Source organism: Actinacidiphila sp. bgisy145 (assembly GCF_057708125.1).
The window spans coordinates 129363-151400 of the sequence record NZ_JBYIRL010000011.1 but is presented as its reverse complement, the minus strand read 5'-3'; the positions used below and the strand labels follow the sequence as shown (position 1 = coordinate 151400).

18 protein-coding genes are annotated in these 22038 nt (G+C 71.9%); 4 read left to right on the top strand and 14 right to left on the bottom strand.

Features of this window, described 5'->3' with window-relative positions; translation table 11 throughout:
- Nucleotides 1–234 precede the first annotated feature (234 nt).
- The gene (locus AC3ERT_RS12735) at nt 235–936 is read right to left on the bottom strand and encodes a GOLPH3/VPS74 family protein (RefSeq protein WP_335970882.1); all 702 of its coding nucleotides are present in this window, start codon (nt 934–936) and stop codon (nt 235–237) included.
- 252 nt (nt 937–1188) lie between these two features.
- On the opposite strand from AC3ERT_RS12735, the gene AC3ERT_RS12730 reads away from it, so the two are divergent.
- Nucleotides 1189–3732 carry a D-alanyl-D-alanine carboxypeptidase family protein gene (locus tag AC3ERT_RS12730; RefSeq protein WP_435174046.1) on the top strand — a complete coding sequence of 848 codons (2544 nt, stop codon included), beginning with the start codon at nt 1189–1191 and terminating at the stop codon, nt 3730–3732.
- Nucleotides 3733–3865: 133 nt separating this feature from the next.
- Here AC3ERT_RS12730 and AC3ERT_RS12725 read toward each other — a convergent pair whose 3' ends face one another.
- Nucleotides 3866–6097 carry a heavy metal translocating P-type ATPase gene (locus AC3ERT_RS12725; protein ID WP_435174075.1) on the bottom strand — a complete coding sequence of 744 codons (2232 nt, stop codon included), beginning with the start codon at nt 6095–6097 and terminating at the stop codon, nt 3866–3868.
- Between the two features lie 176 nt (nt 6098–6273).
- Nucleotides 6274–6486: a heavy-metal-associated domain-containing protein gene (locus AC3ERT_RS12720; protein WP_335970887.1), complete on the bottom strand. Its 213-nt coding sequence runs from the start codon at nt 6484–6486 to the stop codon at nt 6274–6276.
- 279 nt (nt 6487–6765) lie between these two features.
- Here AC3ERT_RS12720 and panD point away from each other — a divergent pair, with 279 nt between their 5' ends.
- Nucleotides 6766–7188, top strand: coding sequence for an aspartate 1-decarboxylase (gene panD, locus AC3ERT_RS12715; RefSeq protein ID WP_435131290.1), 423 nt, complete (start codon nt 6766–6768; stop codon nt 7186–7188).
- Between the two features lie 45 nt (nt 7189–7233).
- Here panD and AC3ERT_RS12710 read toward each other — a convergent pair whose 3' ends face one another.
- A complete protein-coding gene (locus tag AC3ERT_RS12710) occupies nt 7234–7437 on the bottom strand; it encodes a hypothetical protein (RefSeq protein ID WP_335970890.1) in 204 nt (67 codons plus the stop codon).
- Nucleotides 7438–7747: 310 nt separating this feature from the next.
- On the opposite strand from AC3ERT_RS12710, the gene AC3ERT_RS12705 reads away from it, so the two are divergent.
- On the top strand, nt 7748–8539 hold the full coding sequence (locus AC3ERT_RS12705) for a VOC family protein (RefSeq protein WP_435131288.1): 792 nt from the start codon (nt 7748–7750) through the stop codon (nt 8537–8539).
- A gap of 46 nt (nt 8540–8585) precedes the next feature.
- Here AC3ERT_RS12705 and AC3ERT_RS12700 read toward each other — a convergent pair whose 3' ends face one another.
- Complete coding sequence (locus tag AC3ERT_RS12700; RefSeq protein ID WP_435174044.1) at nt 8586–9572, bottom strand: pseudouridine synthase; 987 nt, start codon at nt 9570–9572, stop codon at nt 8586–8588.
- A 124-nt stretch (nt 9573–9696) separates the two neighbouring features.
- The gene (locus AC3ERT_RS12695; protein ID WP_335970896.1) at nt 9697–10200 is read right to left on the bottom strand and encodes a helix-turn-helix transcriptional regulator; all 504 of its coding nucleotides are present in this window, start codon (nt 10198–10200) and stop codon (nt 9697–9699) included.
- A 189-nt stretch (nt 10201–10389) separates the two neighbouring features.
- Here AC3ERT_RS12695 and AC3ERT_RS12690 point away from each other — a divergent pair, with 189 nt between their 5' ends.
- Entirely contained in the window at nt 10390–10617 is a 228-nt protein-coding gene (locus AC3ERT_RS12690; protein WP_435131284.1) for a helix-turn-helix domain-containing protein, read from the top strand.
- 84 nt (nt 10618–10701) lie between these two features.
- On the opposite strand, the gene AC3ERT_RS12685 is transcribed toward AC3ERT_RS12690, so the two are convergent.
- The 8 genes from AC3ERT_RS12685 to AC3ERT_RS12650 all read right to left on the bottom strand — a co-directional run bounded on the left by AC3ERT_RS12685 (nt 10702) and on the right by AC3ERT_RS12650 (nt 21672).
- Nucleotides 10702–11511, bottom strand: a complete 810-nt coding sequence (locus AC3ERT_RS12685; RefSeq protein WP_335970899.1) for a DeoR/GlpR family DNA-binding transcription regulator — start codon at nt 11509–11511, stop codon at nt 10702–10704.
- Nucleotides 11508–12821, bottom strand: coding sequence for a family 4 glycosyl hydrolase (locus tag AC3ERT_RS12680; protein ID WP_435174043.1), 1314 nt, complete (start codon nt 12819–12821; stop codon nt 11508–11510). The genes AC3ERT_RS12685 and AC3ERT_RS12680 overlap by 4 nt, the downstream gene beginning before the upstream one ends.
- A 169-nt stretch (nt 12822–12990) precedes the next feature.
- Nucleotides 12991–14973 (bottom strand): DUF4832 domain-containing protein, encoded by a 1983-nt coding sequence (locus AC3ERT_RS12675; RefSeq protein ID WP_435174041.1) that lies wholly within the window; start codon nt 14971–14973, stop codon nt 12991–12993.
- Nucleotides 14974–15186: 213 nt separating this feature from the next.
- The gene (locus AC3ERT_RS12670) at nt 15187–16662 is read right to left on the bottom strand and encodes a glycoside hydrolase family 36 protein (RefSeq protein ID WP_435174039.1); all 1476 of its coding nucleotides are present in this window, start codon (nt 16660–16662) and stop codon (nt 15187–15189) included.
- 99 nt (nt 16663–16761) lie between these two features.
- A complete protein-coding gene (locus AC3ERT_RS12665) occupies nt 16762–18117 on the bottom strand; it encodes an ABC transporter substrate-binding protein (RefSeq protein WP_335970908.1) in 1356 nt (451 codons plus the stop codon).
- A gap of 17 nt (nt 18118–18134) precedes the next feature.
- A complete protein-coding gene (locus tag AC3ERT_RS12660) occupies nt 18135–19031 on the bottom strand; it encodes a carbohydrate ABC transporter permease (protein WP_335970910.1) in 897 nt (298 codons plus the stop codon).
- Nucleotides 19032–19042: 11 nt separating this feature from the next.
- On the bottom strand, nt 19043–20017 hold the full coding sequence (locus AC3ERT_RS12655) for a carbohydrate ABC transporter permease (protein ID WP_335970913.1): 975 nt from the start codon (nt 20015–20017) through the stop codon (nt 19043–19045).
- Nucleotides 20018–20283: 266 nt separating this feature from the next.
- Entirely contained in the window at nt 20284–21672 is a 1389-nt protein-coding gene (locus AC3ERT_RS12650) for an alpha-amylase (RefSeq protein ID WP_435174037.1), read from the bottom strand.
- Nucleotides 21673–22038: the final 366 nt, after the last annotated feature.

Here is a 22038-nt window from a genome sequence, read left to right as displayed (position 1 = left end):
AGCAGCCTGCCACCACCGGTCATCACCGCGCTGGCGAATGGACGGACAACCTTGCAGTCATGGCACGCTACTTGGCGCGGACACGGCGGCGCACGGGGCGGTGGCGGAACCGGAACACCTCCGGAATGCCGCCACCCCGCGCGCCATGTCACCCCGCGATGTGCACGGGTAGCGACAAGTTGTGTACTCTGTGTCGTGTGAACGACATATGCTGTCGGCCCGTTGCCGGTCGGATCACCGGGCTCCGGCCCGTGCCATCCCGCTGTGCCCCGCGGAGCGCTGTGCCTGGGCCGGCGGCCGCTTGGGCTGTGCCGCCACCCCGTTCTGCACGTCCATGACGGCGTGCGCCACGAGACCGCCCATCGGGTCGTACCTGATCAGGTCACGCAGGCGCGATCGCGACGACCGGCCCTCGTTGCCCGGGTACAGGTGCTTGCCGAGGCCCACGGCATGGGCGAGCGCGGCGAGCGCGGCGGTCCGCGGGTCCGGCGGTACGCCGGTGCGGATCGCGTTGTCCAGCCGGGCCCTGATCTCCCGGCTGACCGCGCTGTCGGTCGCCTGGTACCGCGTGGTCGGCAGCACCCCGCACATCTGACCCGGTACGGCGTGCACCATGCCGCACCGCTCCAGGTGTGCGAGATACGTCTGGCGCAACCCCAGCCGGGGCCCGCCGATCCAGTGGACGGCCCGCACCGGACTGCCACGGCGTCGCAGCAGTTCGAGCGCGGAGTCCAGAGTCGGATCTCCTGTCGGCCGTGGGTGCACCACGGCTATACGATCCCCGTCAGGGGCTATCCGTCCGGCCAGGGCCAGCTCGACGAGCTGGGCCCCGGCGAGGCCGAGGTCGAGCGACTGCGGCTGCGCCGTGGTCCCGGTGGTCGGGTCCAGGGCGAGCAGCAACAGCTCTTCCGGAATTGTTCTGCGGCTCTTGCCCATCCATGCCTCCCCGCGTGGATGAATGACAGGGTGACGCCTCTCACACGGGCCTGTCGAGAGTGCCTTTTCCATATCGACGGGAACCGGGTGGTATGTCGTTCTCGTCTACGGGGGGGATGGGGTGTCGCAGACGGACCGCGTCCTTCTCGCGGGACACTTGCCTGTGTAGTCCAAGACCGCTAAGGGCACAAGGTCTGCGCGTTTTTGCCCGAGTGTGTGCATGAGTCATCACGATGTGTGGAGGAGGTCTGCGTGGCGGGCGACGCCCCCGGCAGGGAGCAGCAGCACGAGACGTCGGGGGAGCCGGGTATCCGCCCGGCCAAAGATCCGAGGCTGGCGGTGTTCCGACTGCCTCCGGAGGCTGCGGAGGCCCGGGTGGCCGAGGGCGGCGCGGGGCGCCCGGCCGCGGAGGGTGAGGCCGATACCCCAGGTGCGCACACGCAGGACGACATCGAGGACGCCGGATCGGAGCCCCGTCCGCACCCCGACGCCGACAGCGGGCCCGCGGCGTCGGCGGATCGGGCGTCCGGACGTACGCCGACGGGCGCCGCGGCTACGACAGATGACGTAGCCGACGTGGACACCGTGACCGATCCTGCTCCCCCCGCCGCGCCTCCTGCGCCCCGTACGGCACAGGAGAAGCACGGGAAAACGGAACCGAATCGTGACCGGAATGAAGGGGCCGGGGAGGCTGCCGCGACTTCCGGTACGGGCGGGTCGGATGGGGTTGGGCCCGGTTCGGGCGAACCGGAGGCGGAACCGGGCGAGACCGCGGACGAAGCGGCGGACGGGGCTGCCGACGAATCGGCGGACGGGGTCGTCGGGGAGGACACCTCCGAAGACGCCCGCGTCGAGGAGGACGGTTCATCGGACGCCGAGGCGGATGAGGACGCCGAGGCCGCGACCGCGGAGAGCGGTGCGGACGAGACCGCTGCTGCCGCTGCCGAGGACGAGGGCGGTTCCGCCGACGCGGACGGCGCCGCTGACGCCGCTGCCGAGGAGCCCCCCGCCGGCACCGCGCCCGAGCCCGCCACGGAGTCCGCCGCGGACTCCGATGCGAGTGCGGATGCCGATGCCGAGGCCCGCCCTGCCACCCGAACGGACGCCGAGAGCTCCCGGAAGGACGGCGCCCAGGACGGTGAAAGCCCGTCCGCCGACGAGGACGCCCCGAAGCGTCCCGGCCCGACCGTGAAGCCCCTCGTCTCGGACATCCCCGCGGAGTGGCCCGAGGGCCCCCAGGGCGGCCGTCAGAGGCCCTCCGGGGACTCCACGGTGGTCTTCGGCGCCCCCGGCCGTCCGACGCGCGCACAGGCCGCTCCGCCGCCCCCGCCGCTGCCTCCTGCCGTGCCCGCCAAGCCCGCCGGGAAGCCGGCCGACGCACCGGCCGCCGAGCCGGCCGCGAAACCGGCCGGGCAGCCCGCGGACGAGGGCGGTGCCTCCGACGGCGCCACCGTCCGCGAGCCGGAGGGACCCCAGGGCACCCGCCGCATGCCGCTGCCGCTGCCGCCCGACAAGCAGCCGCTGAAACTGCTCGCCGAACTGACCAACACCCCGCCGCCGCCGGAGACCCCGCTGCGCACGGTGCTGCGCCGGTTCAAGATCTGGACGCCGCTGGTCGTGCTGCTCGCGGTCGTCTTCGTGGTGGTCCAGGCGGTGCGCCCGCTGCCGTCGCCGCACCTGACGCTGACCGCCTCCCCGACGTTCACCTTCTCCGGCACTCCGCTGACCCGGACCATGCCGTGGCCGTCCGAGGGCCAGTCCGTCGCCGAGGTGGAGGGGCTGGGCTCGCTCGGGGTGCACGGCAAGCAGACGCCCGTGCCGATCGCCAGCCTCACCAAGGTGATGACGGCGTACGTGATCCTGCACGACCACCCGCTGAGCGGCAGTCAGGGCGGGCCGACGATCACGGTCGACGCCCAGGCGGCGAAGGAGGCCGGTTCCGACGACCAGTCGACGGCGCCGGTCAAGGAGGGGCAGCGCTTCGACGAACGGCGGATGCTGCAACTGCTGCTCATCCCGTCGGGCAACAACATCGCCCGTCTGCTGGCCCGTTGGGACGCCGGCACGCAGGAGGCGTTCGTCGCGAAGATGACCGCGACGGCCAAGCGGCTGGGCATGGCGCAGACCACGTACACCGGCGCCAGCGGCATCGAGGAGACCACGGTCAGTACCTCGGTCGACCAGCTCAAGCTGGCCCGCGAGGTGATGAAGAACGACGTGTTCCGCTCGGTGGTCGCGCTGCCGAACGTGGACATCCCCGGTGTCGGCCGCATCTACAACAACAACAACGACCTGGTGAAGGTCGGCGTGGTCGGCATCAAGACCGGCTCCAGCACCCCGGCCGGGGGCGCGCTGATGTGGGCGGCGCACAAGACGGTCGACGGCAAGCAGCAGTTGGTGCTGGGCGTGGTGCTCCAGCAGCGCGGCGGCACCACGGTGGACGACAGCCTCCAGACCGCGCTCACCCGCAGCCAGGCGCTGATCGAGTCCGTGCAGGGCGGCCTCGGCTCGGCGACGGTGGTCAAGAAGGGCACGGTCGTCGGCACCGTGGACGACGGACTCGGCGGCAGCACGCCGATCGTCACCACCAAGGACCTCACCGCGATCGGCTGGGCGGGCATGAAGCAGGAGCTGACGCTCACCGCGGCCGACGGCGGTGTGCCGCACCACGCCGCGGCCGGCACCGAGGTGGGCACGCTCAGCCTGGGAACCGGCGCGGCCCGTACGACGGTGCCGGTGGCGCTCGGCAGCGACCTGTCGGAGCCCGGCTTCGGCGCGAAGCTCACCCACTTCTGAGCAGCGCCCGCGCGAACGTCCCCCGCCCCGCCGGCAGTCACCGGCGGGACGGGGGACGTCGCACGTCAACGGGCCGTTCGCGCACGGCCGATACGGCCGATACGGCCGATACGGCCGACCGGGCCGCCCCCGCTCAGCCGAGCGGCCTGAACCGGCGCAGCCGCAGGCTGTTGGCCACCACGAAGACCGACGAGAAGGCCATCGCCGCCCCCGCGATCATCGGGTCCAGCAGCCCGGCCGCGGCCAGCGGGATCGCCGCGAGGTTGTAGGCGAACGCCCAGAACAGGTTCGCCTTGATGGTGGCCAGGGTGCGCCGCGCCAGCCGGATCGCGTCCGCCGCCACCCGCAGGTCGCCCCGTACCAGGGTCAGGTCGCCCGCCTCGATGGCGGCGTCGGTGCCGGTGCCCATCGCCAGCCCGAGGTCCGCCTGCGCGAGCGCGGCCGCGTCGTTGACACCGTCGCCGACCATCGCCACCACCCGGCCCTGCTCCTGCAACCGCCGTACGACGGCCGCCTTCTCCTCGGGCAGCACCTCCGCGTGGACGTCCGCCGCGGCGATCCCCACCTGCGCGGCCACGGTGTGCGCGACCCGGGCGTTGTCCCCGGTCAGCAGCACCGGCCGCAGGCCGAGCGCACGCAGCCGGCCGACCGCCTCCTGGCTGCTGGGCCTGACCGTGTCGGCGATGGTGAGCACCGCCCTGGCGCGCCCGTCCCAGCCGACGGCGACCGCGGTGGCCCCGCCCTCCTCCGCGGCGGACGAGGCCGCGGCCAGCTCCGCCGGCAGTTCCTGCGCCCACGCGCGCAGCAGCCGTGCGCGGCCCACGAGTACGGCGTGACCGTCGACGACGCCCTGCACGCCGAGCCCCGGCACGTTGGCGAAGTCCGCGACGGCCGGCAGGGAACCGAGCCGCTCGGCGGCACCGGCCGCGACCGCGCGGGCGACCGGGTGCTCGGAGGCGTGCTCCAGGGCGCCTGCCAGCCGCAGCACCGCCTCCTCGTCCTCACCGGCCGCGACATGGACGCCGGTCAGCGCCATCGCGCCGCTGGTGACCGTGCCGGTCTTGTCGAGCACCACCGTGTCGACCGCCCGGGTGGACTCCAGCACCTCGGGGCCCTTGATGAGGATGCCGAGTTGGGCGCCGCGCCCGGTGCCGACGAGCAGCGCGGTGGGCGTGGCCAGGCCGAGCGCGCACGGGCAGGCGATGATCAGCACGGCGACCGCCGCGGTGAACGCCGCCGTCGCCCCCTCGCCGAGTGCGAACCAGACCGCGAGCGTGCCGAGCGCCAGCACGATCACCGCGGGCACGAACACCGCGGAGATCCGGTCGGCGAGCCGCTGCGCCGCGGCCTTCCCGCTCTGCGCGTCCGCCACCAGCCGGCCCATCCGGGCGAGTTGGGTGTCGGCGCCGACGCGGACGGCCTCCACCACGATCCGGCCGCCCGCGTTCACCGTCGCGCCGGCCACCGGGTCGCCCGGGCCGACCTCGACCGGCACGGACTCGCCCGTCAGCAGCGAGGCGTCGATGGCGGAGCCGCCCTCGCGCACCACCCCGTCGGTGGCGACCTTCTCGCCCGGCCGCACCACGAAGCGGTCCCCGACCGCCAACTCGCCGATCGGCAGCCGGACCTCGGCACCGTCGCGGAGCACCGCCACGTCCTTCGCGCCGAGTTCGAGCAGCGCGCGCAGGGCGGCACCGGCGCGGCGCTTGGCGCGGGCCTCGAAGTAGCGTCCGGCGAGCAGGAAGGCGGTGACCCCGGCGGCCGCCTCCAGGTAGATCTGGCTGCCGCCGTCGCCGCGGGAGACGGTGAACGCGAAGGGGTGGCTCATGCCGGGGTGGCCGGCCGTACCGAAGAACAGCGCCCACAGCGACCAGCCGTAGGCCGCGAGGGTGCCGACCGACACCAGGGTGTCCATCGTGGCGGCGCCGTGCCGGGCGTTGGTGAGCGCGGCGCGGTGGAAGGGCCAGCCCGCGTACACCACCACGGGCGAGGCGAGGGTCAGCGCGAGCCACTGCCAGTTGGTGAACTGCCACGCGGGCACCATCGACAGCAGGACCACCGGCAGGCCGAGGACGACCGCGGTGGTCAGCCGCTGGCGCAGCGTGGTGAGCTCGGTGTCGGGGGCGGCGGCCGGGTCGCCGCCGTCCGCGGCGCGGGGACCGGCCGTGGGCGCCGGGGCGGCAGGGGGCGGCGGCAGTTCGGCGGTGTACCCGGTGGCCTCGACCGTCGCGATGAGGTCGTCCACCGCCACACCGCCCGCGTACTCGACCCTGGCCTTCTCGGTCGCGTAGTTGACGCTGGCGGTGACCCCGTCCATCCGGTTGAGTTTCTTCTCGATCCGGGCGGCGCAGGACGCGCAGGTCATGCCGCCGATCGCCAACTCCACCCGGTTCTGCGCGGGTCCGCTGTGCGGGTGTGCCGTGCTGGTTGCCACTGCTCGCTCCCTGCTGCTCCTCGGCTCGTCGTCCGGCCGGCCCGTGCGGCGCTTCCGGCGCTCCCGGTGCTTCCGGCGCGGGGCCGGCCGCCGGTGGTGCCATCCGCTCAGGCGCGGCCGACCAGTTCGTAGCCCGCCTCGTCCACGGCCGCGCGCACCGCCTCGTCGTCGAGCGGCCGCTCCGACGCGATCGTCAGCAGGCCGCTGCTCGCCACGGCGGTCGCGGAGGTGACACCGGGGATCGCGCCGACCTCCTTGCTCACCGCGGACTCGCAGTGCCCGCAGCTCATCCCGGACACCGAGTAGACGGCCTCGCTCATGCTGTGCTCCTCCTCCACGGGTACGCGTCACACGTACCGCAGGTGCGGCCGCGGTCTGTCGCGCGCGGCCCGGTGGGCGGATCGTCCGTCCCCACCACCGTCAACCTTATACCCCCTAGGGGTATTCCCAGCGGCTGGTGCGGCCCGGGTCGGGCACTGAGATCTTCGGCACTCAGCCCGGCCCCCCGGCCGGGTCCGCCGCGGGCGGCCCTACCCTGGAGGCGACGGCGCGTATCCCGCCAGGGAACGCGACCCACTCACCCGCCAGGAGGCGACGTCGTGCTGCGCACCATGTTCAAGTCCAAGATCCACCGGGCCACCGTGACCCAGGCGGATCTGCACTACGTGGGTTCGGTGACCGTGGACGCCGATCTGATGGACGCCGCGGACCTGCTGCCGGGCGAGCTCGTGCACATCGTGGACATCACCAACGGCGCCCGGCTGGAGACCTATGTGATCGAGGGCGAGCGCGGTTCGGGCGTCATCGGCATCAACGGTGCCGCCGCCCATCTGGTGCACCCCGGCGACCTGGTGATCCTCATCAGCTACGCGCAGGTCGAGGACGCCGAGGCCCGCGCGCTACGCCCGGCCGTGGTCCATGTCGACGCCGGCAACCGGATCACCGGACTCGGCAGCGACACCGCCGAGCCCGCTCCCGGTACCGACGCCCTGCGCCCCCCGCACGCCCTCGCGCACCTCTGAGCCGGACCGCGTGCCCGCGCACGTGTCCGCGCGCGGAGTCTCGCTTCAAGCCGCGGTGACCACCGCGGCGCCGGAGACCGGACCGGACACCGGACGTATCTCCAGCCGGACGCCGCGCGCCGCGGCCGTCCACTGGGCGCGCAGCCGCGCCAGCTCCGCGAGCTGCTCGGCCGTCCACGGCCGGTCGCCGTGCGCCTGCACGTAAGCGCGCAGTGCGGCGTTCGCCTGATCGAGAGTGCCCCCAAACATGTGATCCACCCTAGACCGCGCCACTGACAATGCCGAACCGATTGACCACCGGGCGTACCCGGTGCGCGCCGGCGCGAAACCGTCCGCCCTGCCGTGACCTGGCACGAACGGCGCACGCCCGCGCGGGGTGCGATGCTGAGTGTGAGGGAGTACACAGCGGCCGGATCAGCTGCATATCCCACGGAACCGGACACCCGGCGCATTCCGTACGAGCTTCCCGCGGGCCCGGCCGGTGGCGCGGACCACAGTGCGCGGGCATACCTTCACGCATACGTTGAGGCCCACGACCACGCCCACGGAGGACCGCACCATGCTCACCAACGACTACGTGCCCGGCGCACCGAGCTGGATCGACCTCGGCAGCCGCGACACCTTGCGCGCCGCCGCGTTCTACCGCGCGCTGCTGGGCTGGGAGTTCCGGCCGGCCGGCCCCGACGCGGGCGGGTACGGCGTGTTCGAGCTCGACGGTCAGAGCGTCGCCGGCCTCGGCCCGATCACCGACGAGGGCGCCGCCTCCGCCTGGACGCTCTACTTCGAGACCGCCGACGCCGACGCGACCACCAAGGCCGTCGAGGAGGCGGGCGGCAGCGTGCGGTTCGCCCCGCTGGACATCGGCGGGGGCACCCGCATCGCCGGTTACTGCGACCCGTCCGGCGCCGAGTTCGCGGCCTACGAGCCGGGCGCCGTCAAGGGCCTGGACCGCACCGGCGCGGGCGGCCTGTGCTGGGCCGAGCTCTACACGACGGACGCGGCGCAGGCCACGGGCTTCTACCGCACCGTCTTCGACTGGGAGACCACGGACATGCCGCTGGCCGGCAACACGGGCGTCTACACGGTGGTCGCCCGCTCCGGCGGCGGACAGGCCGGTTCGCACGGCGGCATCATGCAGCTCACCACCGAGCAACTGCCGGACGGCCTGTGCTACTGGCAGCCGTACTTCGGCGTCTCCGACACCGACGGGGTGGTGGCCGCCGCCTCCTCGCACGGCGCGACGGTGCTGATGCCCAGCACATACGTCGCCGGCATCGGCCGGATCGCGCTGCTCAGGGACCCCGAGGGGGCGTTCTTCGCGGTGCTCCAGCCGGACCCGCGGGCGGCCTGAGCCGGACCGTACCGGCGGCGCCGCCCACCGCCCGGCGCGGCGCCGCTCAGCTGTCCGCGGGCGGCCACGCGGCCAGCCGGCGCGCGCTGTCGAAGCGCAGCTCGCGCCCGGTCCGGGGGTCGGTGAACTCCAGGGTGCGCGCGAGCAGTTGCAGCGGCCGCGCATACGGGTCGGCCGGGTCCTCGGGTAGCACCGCCGGGTAGATCGGGTCGTTGAGCAAAGGCAGGCCCAACGCGTGCATGTGCACGCGCAGCTGGTGGGTGCGGCCGGTCAGGGGCCGCAGCCGGTAGCGGCCGAGCCCGCCGCGGTGCTCGGCCAGCTCCACGGTGCTCACCGCGTTCTCCGGCCCCGGCACCTCCCGCGCCGCCATCTCCCCGCGTTCTTTGACGATGCGGCTGCGGACCGTGGCGGGCAGCGCGACCGCCGGGTCGTACGGCGCGACCGCCTCGTACTCCTTGCGGGTGCGGCGGTCCCGGAAGAGCGTCTGGTAGGCGCCGCGGTCCTCGGGGCGTACGACGAACAGCACCACGCCCGCGGTCAGCCGGTCGAGCCGGTGCGCGGGCGTGAGGTCGGGCAGGCCGAGGTCGCGGCGCAGCCGGGCGAGCGCGGTCTCGGTGACATGGCTGCCGCGCGGGGTGGTGGCCAGGAAGTGCGGCTTGTCCGCGACCACGATCCGCTCGTCGCGGTGGAGCACCTCGACCGGGAAGGGCACCGCGGGCTCCGGCGGCCGGTCGCGGTGGAACCACACGAAGGCGCCGGGCACGTACGGGGTGCCGGAACGCACCGGGCCGTCCGCGGTGACGAAGGCGCCCGCCGCGAGCATCGCCTCGATCCGCTCCCGGCCGACCGCGGGCCCGTAGCGGGCCAGCAGGTAGCCGCCGACGGTCGTCCAGGGCGGCTGCTCCTGGCCTCGCCCCTGCCCCGTGGCGCCGTCCGCCGCGCCGGGCCCCGGCAGCCGTACCCGGACCGGGTCGATGCCCTCGCGCTGCTCCAGGGGTGCCGCGGGTGCCCGGCGGCCCGGCCTGCGCGCCATGGTGACTCCCCGCTTCTACCGTCCTGACCGGGCGGTTTCCCGGTCGGGCCCGCCCATTGCGCACTGCCAGGCTACGACGTGCGCGCCGGGCGGCGGGCTCGGCGGGGGTACGGGCGCCTGGGAGTCAGCCCTCCCCGCCGTCGGCGATCTCCCGCAGCCGGTCCAGGTGTCCGCCGCGCTTCTCCCACGCCGCGAGGGCCGCCTCGATCTGGTCGTGGGTGGCGTCCGGCTTGCCCTTGACCACCACGACCATCTCGGTGTTGGGCGACAGCGCCACGATCGCGGTGTCCAGGGTGACGCCCTCGGCGAGCGCGCGGGAGATCCGCACCGGCAGCTCGCCGCCGGCCTCCGGCCGGACGTGCCGGGTGTAGTAGCGGTTGTTGGGGGAGTCCGGGGGCAGCGGCTCGCCGCCGTCGAGGATGTGCTCGATCGAGCCCTGGCCCCACTCCAGAATGCGTTCGATGTCGCGCAGGGTCGCCGTGACGCTCTGGAACTCGTGCCCGCGCTCGATCGTCTGGATGACGGTCCGCTTCACGCCGATCGAGTCCCCGAGACGTACCTGGCTGAGTCCCTTGCGCTTGCGTGCTGCCCGGATGACACCGCCCAGCCGCAACCAATCTCCGTCCATGGCCCACATCATGCCGCACTGCACGCAACCACGCAGCCATCTTCCGAGCCCTCGACCTGCGGCCGATACGGCCGGAACTCGCCCATTGGTTGCGCGAGATGGTGGCACGGAAGCTCGTGCGAATGTACCCGAGTCCCATGCCAAAGCTCTTAAGGCTCTTATTTTTGATCTGCTTGGCTTGCGGGCGGGGTGGCGGGCGGATACTTTCGAGACGTGAGACCGAACGGCGCGGCAATCAGGGCACTTCGCACTGCTCGGAAGATGAGCCTTCGGCGGATGCAGGCCCTGACCGGCCTGGACCGGGGCCATCTCTCCCGGCTGGAGCGCGGGTTGGCCGGCGCCAGCGACGAGACGATCCTGCGCTGCGCGCGCGTGCTCGACGTCCCGGTCGCCGCCATCACCCACGAGGACCGCTGACCGCGGGCGGGTTGACGCCTGCCGGGCCCCGCCACGGGCGTCCCCGTCCCCGGCCTCGGCCCCTGCCCCGGCGGCCCGCCCCGCTCAGTCCGTCAACTCGCCCAGCTCCACCGTCAGTCCGTACTCCCGCAGCCGGGCCAGCTGCGCTTCGGTCGCGTTGTCGCCGACGATCAGCAGGTCCAGGTCGCTGAGCGGGCAGACCGGCGCGAGGTCGGTGCGGCCGAGCTTCGTGGAGTCGGCGAGCAGGATGTGCCGGGTGGTGGCCCGCAGCATCCTGACCTTCATCTCGGCTTCCTGGATGTTGATGTTGGTGACACCGGTGTCGGGGTGGATGCCGCTGCACGACAGGAACGCGGTGTCGGCGTGGATGTGCTCCAGGATGCGCCCGCCCATCGGGTCGACCAGCGACCGCTGCAACGGGCGCAGCGTCCCCCCGGACAGCACCACCGTGAAGCGCGGGATGGCCGGTTCGAGCTGGTGGGCGACGCTGGTGCTGTTGGTGAACACCATCAGGTCGGTCAGGTCGCGGCGCGCGACCAGCTCGCGGGCGAAGAACGTCGTGGTGGTGCCGGCGTCCACCACGATGGACTGGCCGCTGCCGACCTGCCGCGCCGCCGCCTTGGCGATCGCGGCCTTCTCCAGCGCGGCCGAGCCCAGCGACTGCTCGTAGGACGGCTCGTTGCCGCTCTCCAGCGGCGCGGCCCGGGCGCCGCCGCGGACCCGCCGGATCAGGCCGTGCTCCTCCAGGGCGTCCAGGTCGCCGCGGACGGTGACCACCGAGACGCCGAACGCCTCGGCGAGGGCCGCGATCCGTACGAAGTCCTGCTCCTGGACCAGCGTGAGCATCCGCTCACGGCGGACCTCGGCCGGCATCGGCTCATGGTTGTTCGTCACGCCTGGCCCTTCCGGTCCGCGAGACCGGCAGGCAGCAGGTCGCGGTGTGCTTCGGTCATCTCGTCGCAGAGCTGTGCGATCGCGGCGAGCGGGAGCGTCGCCGCGGTGTTCGGGTCCAGCATCGCAGCGTGCCGCACATGGCGGGGCTCGCCGTCCAGCGCGGCGCGCACGGTCAGTTCGGCGACGTTGACGTAGGCCCGGTTGAGGGCGGCCAGTTGCGCGGGGTAGCGGTCGATCGGCGCGGCCGTGATCCCGGTGGCGTCGACGTCGGCGGGCACCTCGACGAAGCACTCGGCCGGCAGCGCGGGGATCAGCCCCTCGTTGGGGAGCGTCAGGTTCACCCGGCGCGGCTCGCCGGTGATCAGCGCGCGCAGCACCTCGGAGGCGATCTCCGGGTCCTGCCAGCGCGTCAGCATCGGCCGGCCCTGGGCCAGCCCGCGGCGGATCTCCTCGTACGCGTGCAGCCGCTGGCCCAGCCGCCCCAGCTCCTCGCCGACGGGGATGCCCAGCCGGGCCACCTCCTCGTCGTGGCGCAGGAACCAGGGGACGTACTCGGCCGCGTGCTCGCTGGACTCGGTGGGGAAGTAGCCGAACCGGCGCCACATCTCCATCCGCACATGCCGGCCCAGCTTCGGGTCGGCGCGCACGGCGGCCTCCAGCTCCGGGTAGAGCGACCGGCCGCCGGCCTCGAAGCGCAGCACGAACGCCTGGTGGGTCAGGCCCGCGGTCTGGAAGGTGAGGTCCTCGAAGTCGCGGCCGACCACGTCGGCGAGGTAGGCGTGGGTGTCGCGCACGGCGTGGCACAGGCCGACCACCCGGCTCATGCCGGTGACCTCGCGCAGCGCCCACAGCGTCATCACCAGCGGGTCGGTGTAGCTCAGCAGCCAGGCGTCGGGGCACTGCTCGGCCATGTCCTGGGCCAGGCCCACCATGACCGGGATGGTGCGCAGCCCGCGGAAGATCCCGCCGATGCCGATGGTGTCGGCGATGGTCTGGCGCAGCCCGTGCCGGGCGGGGATCTCGAAGTCCCGCAGCGCGGTGTCGTAGCTGTCGACGTTGAGCTGGCAGACCACGTGGTCGGCGCCGTACAGCGCGGCCCGGCGGTCGGTGTACGTCTCGATCACCGCGCCGGCGCCGGCCTCCGCGTCCAGCTGCCGGGCCAGGGTGAGCGCGGTGTCCAGCCGGTCGGGGTCGATGTCGTGCAGCCGGATGCGCAGCGTCCCGGCCAGGGCGGGGACGAGGAACAGGTCGGACAGGATGCGCCGGGTCATCTTCACGTTGCCCGCGCCGGTCAGCACGATGTCGGTCATGCTCCCGTCCTCCTCCGGCTGTGTCGTCGGTGTGTGGCGTGGTCGTGGTGCGGTGGGAAAGCGGTGTGGTGCGAAAGCGGTGCGGTGGGAAAGGCGGCATTCAGGGTACGCCGAGCGGGGCGCCGGCCATGCGGTCCGCGTCAGGGACCGCGGCCGGCGCCCCGGCCGGTCAGCCGACGGTGATGCGGTCGATGTCGGGTGCCCAGTCGCCGGGATTGGCGATGGTGACGGTGTTGGCGCTGCCCGCGGCCAGGTTCAGGGTCGCGGTGGCGGTCGCCGTGGTCTGCCAGTCGGCGGTCGGGGTGACAGTGACGCTCACCGGGGTGCCGCCGTTGGCGCTGACCTGGAAGGTACGGGCGACGGCGCTGGTGTAGGCGACGGTCACCTTGGTGGCACCGCCGCTGCCGCCGGCCACGCCGTTGAACGTCAGCGTGGCGCCGTTGCCGACGTATCCGACCTTGCGGCCGCCGGAGCAGCCGGTGCAGTCGGCGACGGTCGCGCCGCCGGCCAGGGTGTTGCCGGCGGCCTCCGCCTCGTACGAGGTGGCGCCGCCGTTGCCGCCGGTGGAGCCGGAGCCCACGGCGATCGAGCCGAGCCCGAGCCAGCCGTCGGCGTTCTGGGTGGCGTTGGCGAACCGCAGCGGCTTGGCGGCCGAACTCACCGCGGACAGCGGGTTCACCACGTCCATCACCAGCTGGTACGAGCCGGCGGCCACGGACGAGGTGTCCACGCTGGTGTCGAAGTACTCCGGGTAGCCGTAGTCCAGGTACGTCGGGTCGCTGCCCTTGTTCCAGTCCGGGTAGGCCCGGATCTTCAGCGGCATGACCTTCGTCAGGTCCCAGGAGGTGTCCCAGGTCTTGACGACGTTCCCCGAGGAGTCCTTCAGGCCCAGCCGTACGGTCCAGGGGTGGTAGATGGGCGCCACCCCGTCGTTGGAGATCTTCACGCCGATCTTCGTGGTGCCCGACACGGAGTTGTCGTAGTACGCGTCCGGCACGGTGAAGTCGTAGCCCATCTCGCGGACCGCGGCCCCCACGTCGGCGTCGCTCGCGCTGTAGGACGTGCTGCCCTGGTCGAGCTTCCAGGTGGTGTGCTCCATCTCGATGCACGCCTTGATGTCGTCGTTGTCGCCGCTGGCGCCGGTGCCCCAGGTGCCGAAGACCGAGCCCTGGATCTCCGGGCGCACCTCACCGCCCATGGAGTCGGTGATCCACTTGTTCTCCACGCCCTCGTTCAGGGCGTACTGGAGCTGCGAGTAGTCCGCCCCGCCCATGGACTGCGGCAGGGTGATGCCCGCCAGCGGGCTGCCCTCGCGGTAGCAGAACGAGTCGTCGTGGTAGCCGACGTCGAGGTCGTTCGCGGCGCCGCCGCCCGACGTCGGGTAGCGGACCTCGATCTTGGTGGTGTGGAACGCGTTCGCGTACGCCTTGACGATCAGCGCGGCGTTGGCGTCGGTGGCCATGAAGTCCGCGTAGCCGCCGGTGCCGTTCTCCGGCCAGGTGTGCCACTCGCCCCAGTAGCCGATCAGGCCCATCTGGATGAAGCCGATCCGCGGGTCGCCGTCGTACTTGGCGCCGAACGCCGCGATGAACGTCTGGAGCGAGCTGAGCAGGTACGCGTTGTTGTAGTCCGGGCTCTGGGTGTTCCAGTACGTGTCGTTGTTGGTCGGCACCTTGCCGTTCCAGCACGCGGGCATGCCGTTGGTCGGGTTGCCGTCGGGGTAGTCCAGGTAGAACCGGATCGCGGCGGTGTTCCCGTACGACGCCGTCTCGTTGAGCATCTTCTCCACCGGCGACCAGTCCAGCTTGGTGCAGTCGCCCGCGTCGGTCATCACCGCGTTCAGCGGGAAGTAGCTCCAGGTCAGGCTGTGCGGGTAGCCGGTGTTCTGGTCGCTGCCCGCGTTGTAGTACACGGCCAGGCCCTTGTCGGGGTTGTCCAGGGGCCCTGCCGCGTACGTGAGCTGGTGGTCGGTCAGGGACGGGTCCGGGGAGGCGGGCGCCGCCGGGCGGGCCGGGGCGCCGCCGGCGACCGGCGTGGCCGCCGCCGCGCCGTGGGTGCCGGTCAGAGCCGCGGCCAGCAGCGCGAACAGCGCCGCGAGCGCCATCGCCAGGCGCGCCCTGGTGGCCCCGGTCGGTCTCGTGCGTAGGTGCATCGTGTCGACCTCCGTTGGTCGATCGCAGTGAACATCGCAGTGAACGGGGCGCACCGCCGCGGTGCACGGCGCGCCCTGGTGCCATCCGGCCCGACCCCGGAAGAATCGCCCCCTGTTACCTGACGGCCGTGAGTTCACAGCCGCCAGCTCGCAGTCATAACCTCACAGCCGTAAGGCGGCGGCCGTCAGCTCACGGCCGCCATCTCACGGCCGTCAGTCCCCCTGGCGCAGCGCGGCCGCCGTGAAGTCCACCTCCTGCGACCCGATCGCGAACCGGTAGCGGTCCAACTGCCGGACCGCGGGCCGCGACCCGAGGAAGTCGGCGAGCGCCGCACGCTCGGTGTCGCCCAGCCACGCCGGCGGGTCGGAGGTGGCCCGGAAGTCGCAGACGTGCGCGAGGTCCACCAGCATCCGGCGCTGGGCCGCGGTCAGCAGGCTCTGCTTGTCGCGGAAGTACGCCGCGTCCGGGTCGAGTTCGACCAGTCCCTTGAGCCACAGCCGGTTCACCGAGGCGACCAGGGCGTTCTCCGCGGTCGCGTCGGAGGGGTCCTCGGTGGCGTAGTTGGTCCAGAACGGGGCGACGTCGGGCCCCACCCGGATGCCGTCGCACACCCCCAGCGAGGGCAGCACCGGCGCGCCCGAGCCGAGCAGGTAGACGTCGTCGCCCGCGGTCTCGCGGATCAGCCGCATCGCGTCGCGGTAGGCGCTCTCGCGGCCCACCGAGGGGTCGTGGCGGCGCGCGGTGATGGCGGCGGCGTTGACGAAGTCCAGCTTGAGGTAGCGGAACCCCCAGCCCACCACGGTCTCGATGATCTGCCGCAGGTGCTCGCGCGCCTCGGGCAGGGTGACGTCCAGCGCGTGGTACGGGCCGCCCCAGTTGTAGCCGGCCGGCACCGGAACGCCGTTGGCGTCGGACAGGAACAGGTGCGGCCGCTCCCTGACCACGCGCGACTCGGGCCGGGCGATGAAGGGCGCTATCCACAGCCCGGCGGTGAGCCCGGCGTCGTTGATCCGCGCGGTCAGATCGGCCATCCCCGAGGGGAACTTGGCGTTCGGCTCCCAGTCGCCGACGATCCGCTCCCAGCCGTCGTCGACCTGGAACACGTCGAACGGCAGCCCGGCCAGCCCCGCGAGGTTCGCGTGCAGGGTGCGCTCGTCGATGTCCTCGTAGTACGCGTACCAGCTCGACCAGACGTTGCCGGCCCGGCGGCCGGTGCGGCCCAGGTGCTCGCCGAGCAGTTCGGCGTAGCGGGCGAAGACCTCCAACTCGGGGCCGTAGCCGCAGAACCAGGGGGCGCCGTCGCCCTCGTACCAGCCGGTGACGGTGTCGCGGTCCACGCTCAGCCGCGGCACGTCCAGGCCGAGCGAGCCGAGCAGCAGGACGTTGCCGTCGCCCGCGGTGAGCGCGGTCACCGCGGCGGAGTGGTGGCGGCCCTCCTCGTCCCAGACGGTGTCGTCGGCGGTGAGGCGGCGGATCGGGTTGGCGATGCGCAGCGGCGGTTCGTCCATCGCGCGCCAGCCGGAGGGGCTCCAGGAGTTCCAGCCGTGGCGGTAGACCTGGGCGTCGGGCAGGCCGTGCAGCAGGGCCACCCGGCCCGCGGGCAGCAGCAGGCCGCCCGGCACGGGCTGCGGCGGGCCGCTGAGCTGCGCGGGGATGTGCAGTGGACCGAGGTCCAGGAGGTGGGGCATGGGGTCCCTTCGCTTCGGGGGAGGGCCGGGGCGCCGTGGTCGGGACGGCGGCCCCGGCCCGGTCACGGGTGCGTCGTGGCAGCGGAGATCAAGGTGCGGTCAGGGCTGGGAGAAGTACCCGTCGACGGCCTTCTGCGCCTTCTTCAGCGCGGCGGTGGCGTCCGACTGGCCGAGCCAGACCCGCTCCAGGTCGGTCTGGACCTCCTGCGTGACCTGGTCGGCGTGGTCGGTGATGGGGTAGGTGAAGGTGCCGCCCGAGGCGGCGGCCTCGTCGGTGAAGACCTTCACGTCCTGCCCGGCCTTCTGGTGCGTGGCCAGCGCCTTGGCGCTGTCGGTCTTGATCGCCGGGAAGACCACGCCCTTGGCGGCGATGATGTCCTGGCAGCCGGTCGAGCCGAGGAACTTCACCCACTGCCACGCCTGGTCGGGGTGCTTGGTGCCGGCGTAGATCGCGTCGGACAGCCCGTTGATGAAGGTCTTGCGGCCCGTCGGGCCCACCGGCAGCGGCGCGAACGCGAACTTCTGCGTGGCGGTGGAGCCCAGGTAGGTGTTGATGTTCCACGAACCGGTCATCGTCGTCGCGGCCTTGCCGGCGTTGAGGACCGCGTCCGGGCCGAGGCTGGAGTTCTTGTCGTACGCCGGGGCGTAGCCCTTCTTCGCCAGGCTCGCCATCCAGTCGATGGTCTTGGCCAGCGCCGGGTCGTCGTAGTGGTACTTGGTGCCGAACGGGTTCTTGTCCAGGAAGGTGAAGCCCGCCTCGGCGGCGAGGTTGCCCCAGCTGCTCTGCCCGGTGGAGCCGTCGTCGTAGGTCAGCTCGATGCCGTAGGTCTTGACGTGCTTCTTGTCGAACTTCGGGTCCAGGCCGTTGCGGCCGCTGGTGTCGACGGTCATCTTGGCGATGAACTTCTCGAAGGTGCCGCCGTCGTCGGGGTTCCAGGTCAGCTTGGCCAGGTCCGCCGCGGTGTAGCCGGCCTTGGCGGCCAGCGTGGTGTTGTACGCGATCGCCTCGGTGTCCCAGTCCTTGGGCAGGCCGTACCGCTTGCCGTCCTTGACCCAGGCGTCGGCCAGGCCGCTCTGGTACTGCGACAGGTCGACGTGGTCGGCGGCGACCTGCTGCGAGATGTCCAGGATCTGGTTGTTCTTCACCAGGTTCGGGTAGTAGGCGACGTGGTCGGTGAAGACGTCCGGCGCGTTGCCCGCGGTCATCTCGGTGGTGAGGTTGGTCCAGTACTGGCCCCACGCGGTCTGGGTGATCTTGATCTTGATATCCGGGTTGGCCTTGGTGAAGGCCGTCGCGCACGCCTGGTAGGCGGGCAGCTGGGAGCTGTCCCACAGTGCGTAGTTGAGGGTCACCGGGCCGTTGCCGCCCCCGGAAGAGTCACTGGAGCAGGCCGTCAGACCGACGGGGAGGGCGGCGGCGAAGAGGGCGACCGCGACACGGACGTTGCGTCTCATGGAGATTCGTTCCTTCCTTACTTGATGCCGGTGAAGCCCATGGACTCCACCAGCCGCTTGCCGAAGAAGATGAGAAGCAGTGCCACGGGCACCACGGTCAGCACGGACGCGGCCATCAGCCCGGTCCAGTCCGGTGCGGTGTTCGGCGACTGCTGGAGGAAGATCCCCAGCCCCGCGGTCAGCACCCGGGTGCTCGGGTCGGGCCCGACCAGCAGCGGCCAGAGGTAGTCCTTCCAGGCCCAGACGGCCGTGATCAGGCCGATGGTGAACAGCGGCCCGCGGCTCATCGGCACGATCACCCGCCAGAACTGCAGCCACCGGCCCGCGCCGTCGATGGTGGCCGCCTCCTCGATCTCGCGCGGGATCGACAGGAAGAACTGGCGCAGGAAGAACACCGAGAACGGCGTCATCAGCAGCGTCGGCGCGACCATGCCGGCGAACGAGCCGAGCCAGCCGAGGTTCTTCATCAGCGCGAAGTTCGGCAGCAGCGTGAAGATCGGCGGGACCATCAGCGACAGCACGAAGAGCGTGAAGAGGAACTCGCGGCCCCGGAAGCGGAGCCGGGCGAGCGCGTAGCCGGCCATCGCGCAGCAGAACGTCTGGACGGTGGCGATCAGCGCGCAGTAGATCAGCGAGTTGCGCAGGTAGAGCAGGAAGTTCAGCTGCGCGCCCGACCCGCCGGCGGCCTGGTTCTGCGCCAGGCTGGTCAGGCCGATCACCCGGCGGAAGTTGATCAGCGTGGCGTGGTGCGGCCACAACCCGGTGTTGTCGGAGAGCAGTTGGTGCGCGGGGGTCAGCGCGGTGCGCAGCATCCAGTAGAACGGGAAGACCGTCAGCAGCAGCGCCACGACCAGGACGGTCCAGGCGAGCACCCGGCCGGGGTGCAGGCGCGGGACGGTGGAGCGTTGGGGCATCGTCGGTCCTCCTAGGCCAGGTCCGAGCGCGATGCGCGCAGCAGCCGCATCTGCACCATGGTCAGCACGCCGAGGATGAGGACCAGCGTCATCGCGACCGCGCTGGCGTAGCCCATTTCGAAGTGTTTGAAGGCCAGTTCGTAGATGTAGTAGTAGATGACCCGGGTGGAGTTGACCGGACCGCCGGGACTGGGGGTGATCGCGACCGTGTCGAAGATCTGGAACGAGCCGATCACCGACACCACCAGCACCAGCGCGAGCACCGGCCGGATCAGCGGCAGGGTGAGCCGGAAGAACATCCGCAGCTCCCCGGCGCCGTCCAGCAGCGCGGCCTCGTAGATCGGGTCGGGGATCTGCAGCATGCCCGCGTACAGCAACAGCGCGGTGTAGCCGGTGTACGCCCAGGTGTTGGTCAGCGCGATGGTCGGCATCGCCCAGGTGGTCGAGGTGAACCAGCCGTGGGTGCCGATGCCCACCGAGCCCAGGACGTGGTTGACCAGGCCGAGGTCGGCGTCGAACAGCCACAGGAAGAGCAGCCCGACGGTGACGTTCGGCACCAGCCAGGGCAGCAGCAGCATCACCCGGATCGCCACCGAGCGGGTCAGCCGGAACATCAGCCCGGCCAGCACCACCGCCAGCACCGTCTGCCCGCCGACGTTGAGGACCACGTAGTAGGCGCTGACCTTCAGCGAGTTCCAGAACAGCGGGTCGTGCAGCAGCCGCGAGTAGTTGGCCGTGCCCACCCCGTGCGGGCTGGAGAGCAGGTTGTAGTCGGTCGTGGAGAAGTACGCACCGCGGATGGCCGGGTACACGTAGAACACCGCGAAGCCGATCAGCACCGGCGCCAGGAACAGCAGCGCGACCGGCCCGTCCCCGAGGCGGCGCGGCCCGTGCCGCGCCTTGCGCCCGGTGCGGCCCGAAGCCGCGGCTCGCGCCTCCCGCGCTGTGCCCGCCCGTTCGCGGGTCTGCGACGCACCACCGGCCACGAGGACTCCTTCAGTACGACTTTCCATAACTTTCTCTTCTCATCGCTTGGAGAGAAGTAACGACCCTCCGTCCAGGCTTGTCAAGGCTTCGGGCAGCAACGATGACCTGCAACCGCTCGTCTTGACTTTCTAAAACTTTCCATCGATGCTCCCTGCGGGGAAGTTCGCGGCACCCACGCGAACGTGCCCGGCCGCACCCCGGAAACCGGGGTACGACCGGGCACGTGGGCTCGGTTGCGGTCGGCTCGACCGCGGGGGCGGACGGGTCAGCAGGGCCCGCCCACGTACAGCGCCACCGCGTCGCCGGCGCCGATCGTCGCGGTGAACTTCCCGTCGGAGCCGACGGAGTAGGAGGTGCCGCTGTGCTGGGCGTCGCAGTACGTGCCCGCCGGCAGCGACGTGGTGAAGGTCGACGTGAGCGAGCCGCTCTCGTGGTTGATCGCCACGAAGCCCTTGCTGCCGCGCCCGAACGCGATGGCGTTGCCGCCGTCGTCCCACCAGTTCGTCACCGCGGTGCCGGCCACCGCGTTGCGGAAGCCCACCATGTGCGCGATCTGCGGCCAGGCGTGCTGGCACTTCCAGCCGTCGCTGTAACAGGCGCTGACCTGCCCGTTGTTCGGCGGGCCGGCGTCGGTGTCGGAGAACTCGTAGCCGGAGTACACGTTCGGTGAGCCGTACGGCCAGGCCAGCAGGAAGACGTTGGCCAGCGTGTAGGTGGCGTTGTCCTTGTAGCTGAGGGTCGAGCCGTTGCGCTCAGTGTCCCAGTTGTCCACGAAGGTACGGGCGTCGGCGCTGGGCAGGTAGCCCGCGCCCCACGACGGGCCCCACTGGCTGAGGTAGGAGAGCTTCTCCGAGGTGAAGATCCGCTTCAGCTCGTACGCGCCCTGGAACTCGTCGACATCGCCGGTGCCTTCGTACTCGGTGGGCTGGACCGCCTCCCCGGCGCCGTAGATGACCTCCTGCGCCCAGTAGGCGTTCGGGTTGCTCAACTTGGCCTTGATCGCGGCCAGGTCGCTCGCGGCGATGTGCTTGGCCGCGTCGATCCGGAAGCCGTCGACGCCCAGCGACAGCAGGTGGTTGAGGTAGGCGGCGATGGTGGAGCGGACGTAGTCGCTACCGGTGTCGAGGTCCGCGAGCCCGACCAGCTCGCAGTTCTGCACGTTCGAGCGGTCCTGGTAGTTGCTGATGTCCTGCCGGCAGGTGTGGAAGTCCTGGTCCTCGTAGTAGCCGGGGTAGTTGTACTTGGTGTACGAGGTGCCGGCGGTGCCCGTGCCGGAGCCGGCGGACATGTGGTTGACCACCGCGTCCGCGATGACCTTCACGCCCGCCGCGTGGCAGGTGCTGACCATCTTCTGGAACTCCGCCTCGGTGCCGAGCCGGTTCTGCAACTTGTAGCTGACCGGCTGGTAGGAGGTCCACCACTGGCTGCCCTGGATGTTCTCGGTGGCGGGGGAGACCTCCACATAGCCGTAGCCGGCCGGGCCGAGCTGGTTGGTGCAGGCGCCGGCGACGCTGTTCCAGTTCCACTGGAAGAGCGTCGCGGTGACGTCCTTCGTGCCCGGCGGTGTCGCGCTCGCCGGGGTCTGCGCGGCGGCGACCAGCCCCGCCGCGCAGACGACCGCGGCGAGGACGCCGTTGAGGACCCGGGATCTCATGGGCGGCTCCTTCAGTCGGTGGGCACACCGGTGCCCTGTGAAGGCGGCCACGCGCCAGGCCGCCGGCGAGAGGGGAGCCCGGGGCAGCCGGGCTCCGCGCAGGAGCTTGCTGCCGTCACACCCGTCACGTCAATGTCCCTGACAAAAGATTTCTGCGGCTTGCCGAAAGAGCTTGCAGGGCGGGCGGGGGCAGTTCGCCGGGCCGCCCTTACGACGCGCGGGACGTACGGGCGGCGGCCGTACGGCCGCTCAGCCGGTGTTCGCGGCCCGGTGCTGCCACCGCCGGGCCGGTCACGTCCTGGGCGACGACGGTCAGGGTGCCGTTGTAGCCGGCCTGCTGCGCGACTTCTTCAAGGGCGACCCGGA

Excerpts from the sequence above, each read along its gene's own strand:
- AC3ERT_RS12675 (WP_435174041.1), bottom strand. The coding sequence starts at position 14,973 with ATGCACCTACGCACGAGACCGACCGGGGCCACCAGGGCGCGCCTGGCG.
- AC3ERT_RS12700 (WP_435174044.1), bottom strand. The coding sequence starts at position 9,572 with ATGGCGCGCAGGCCGGGCCGCCGGGCACCCGCGGCACCCCTGGAGCAG.
- AC3ERT_RS12735 (WP_335970882.1), bottom strand. The coding sequence starts at position 936 with ATGGGCAAGAGCCGCAGAACAATTCCGGAAGAGCTGTTGCTGCTCGCC.
- AC3ERT_RS12725 (WP_435174075.1), bottom strand. The coding sequence starts at position 6,097 with ATGACCTGCGCGTCCTGCGCCGCCCGGATCGAGAAGAAACTCAACCGG.
- AC3ERT_RS12705 (WP_435131288.1), top strand. The coding sequence starts at position 7,748 with ATGCTCACCAACGACTACGTGCCCGGCGCACCGAGCTGGATCGACCTC.
- AC3ERT_RS12665 (WP_335970908.1), bottom strand. The coding sequence starts at position 18,117 with ATGAGACGCAACGTCCGTGTCGCGGTCGCCCTCTTCGCCGCCGCCCTC.
- AC3ERT_RS12650 (WP_435174037.1), bottom strand. The coding sequence starts at position 21,672 with ATGAGATCCCGGGTCCTCAACGGCGTCCTCGCCGCGGTCGTCTGCGCG.
- AC3ERT_RS12670 (WP_435174039.1), bottom strand. The coding sequence starts at position 16,662 with ATGCCCCACCTCCTGGACCTCGGTCCACTGCACATCCCCGCGCAGCTC.
- AC3ERT_RS12720 (WP_335970887.1), bottom strand. The coding sequence starts at position 6,486 with ATGAGCGAGGCCGTCTACTCGGTGTCCGGGATGAGCTGCGGGCACTGC.
- AC3ERT_RS12695 (WP_335970896.1), bottom strand. The coding sequence starts at position 10,200 with ATGGACGGAGATTGGTTGCGGCTGGGCGGTGTCATCCGGGCAGCACGC.
- AC3ERT_RS12680 (WP_435174043.1), bottom strand. The coding sequence starts at position 12,821 with ATGACCGACATCGTGCTGACCGGCGCGGGCAACGTGAAGATGACCCGG.
- AC3ERT_RS12710 (WP_335970890.1), bottom strand. The coding sequence starts at position 7,437 with ATGTTTGGGGGCACTCTCGATCAGGCGAACGCCGCACTGCGCGCTTAC.
- AC3ERT_RS12660 (WP_335970910.1), bottom strand. The coding sequence starts at position 19,031 with ATGCCCCAACGCTCCACCGTCCCGCGCCTGCACCCCGGCCGGGTGCTC.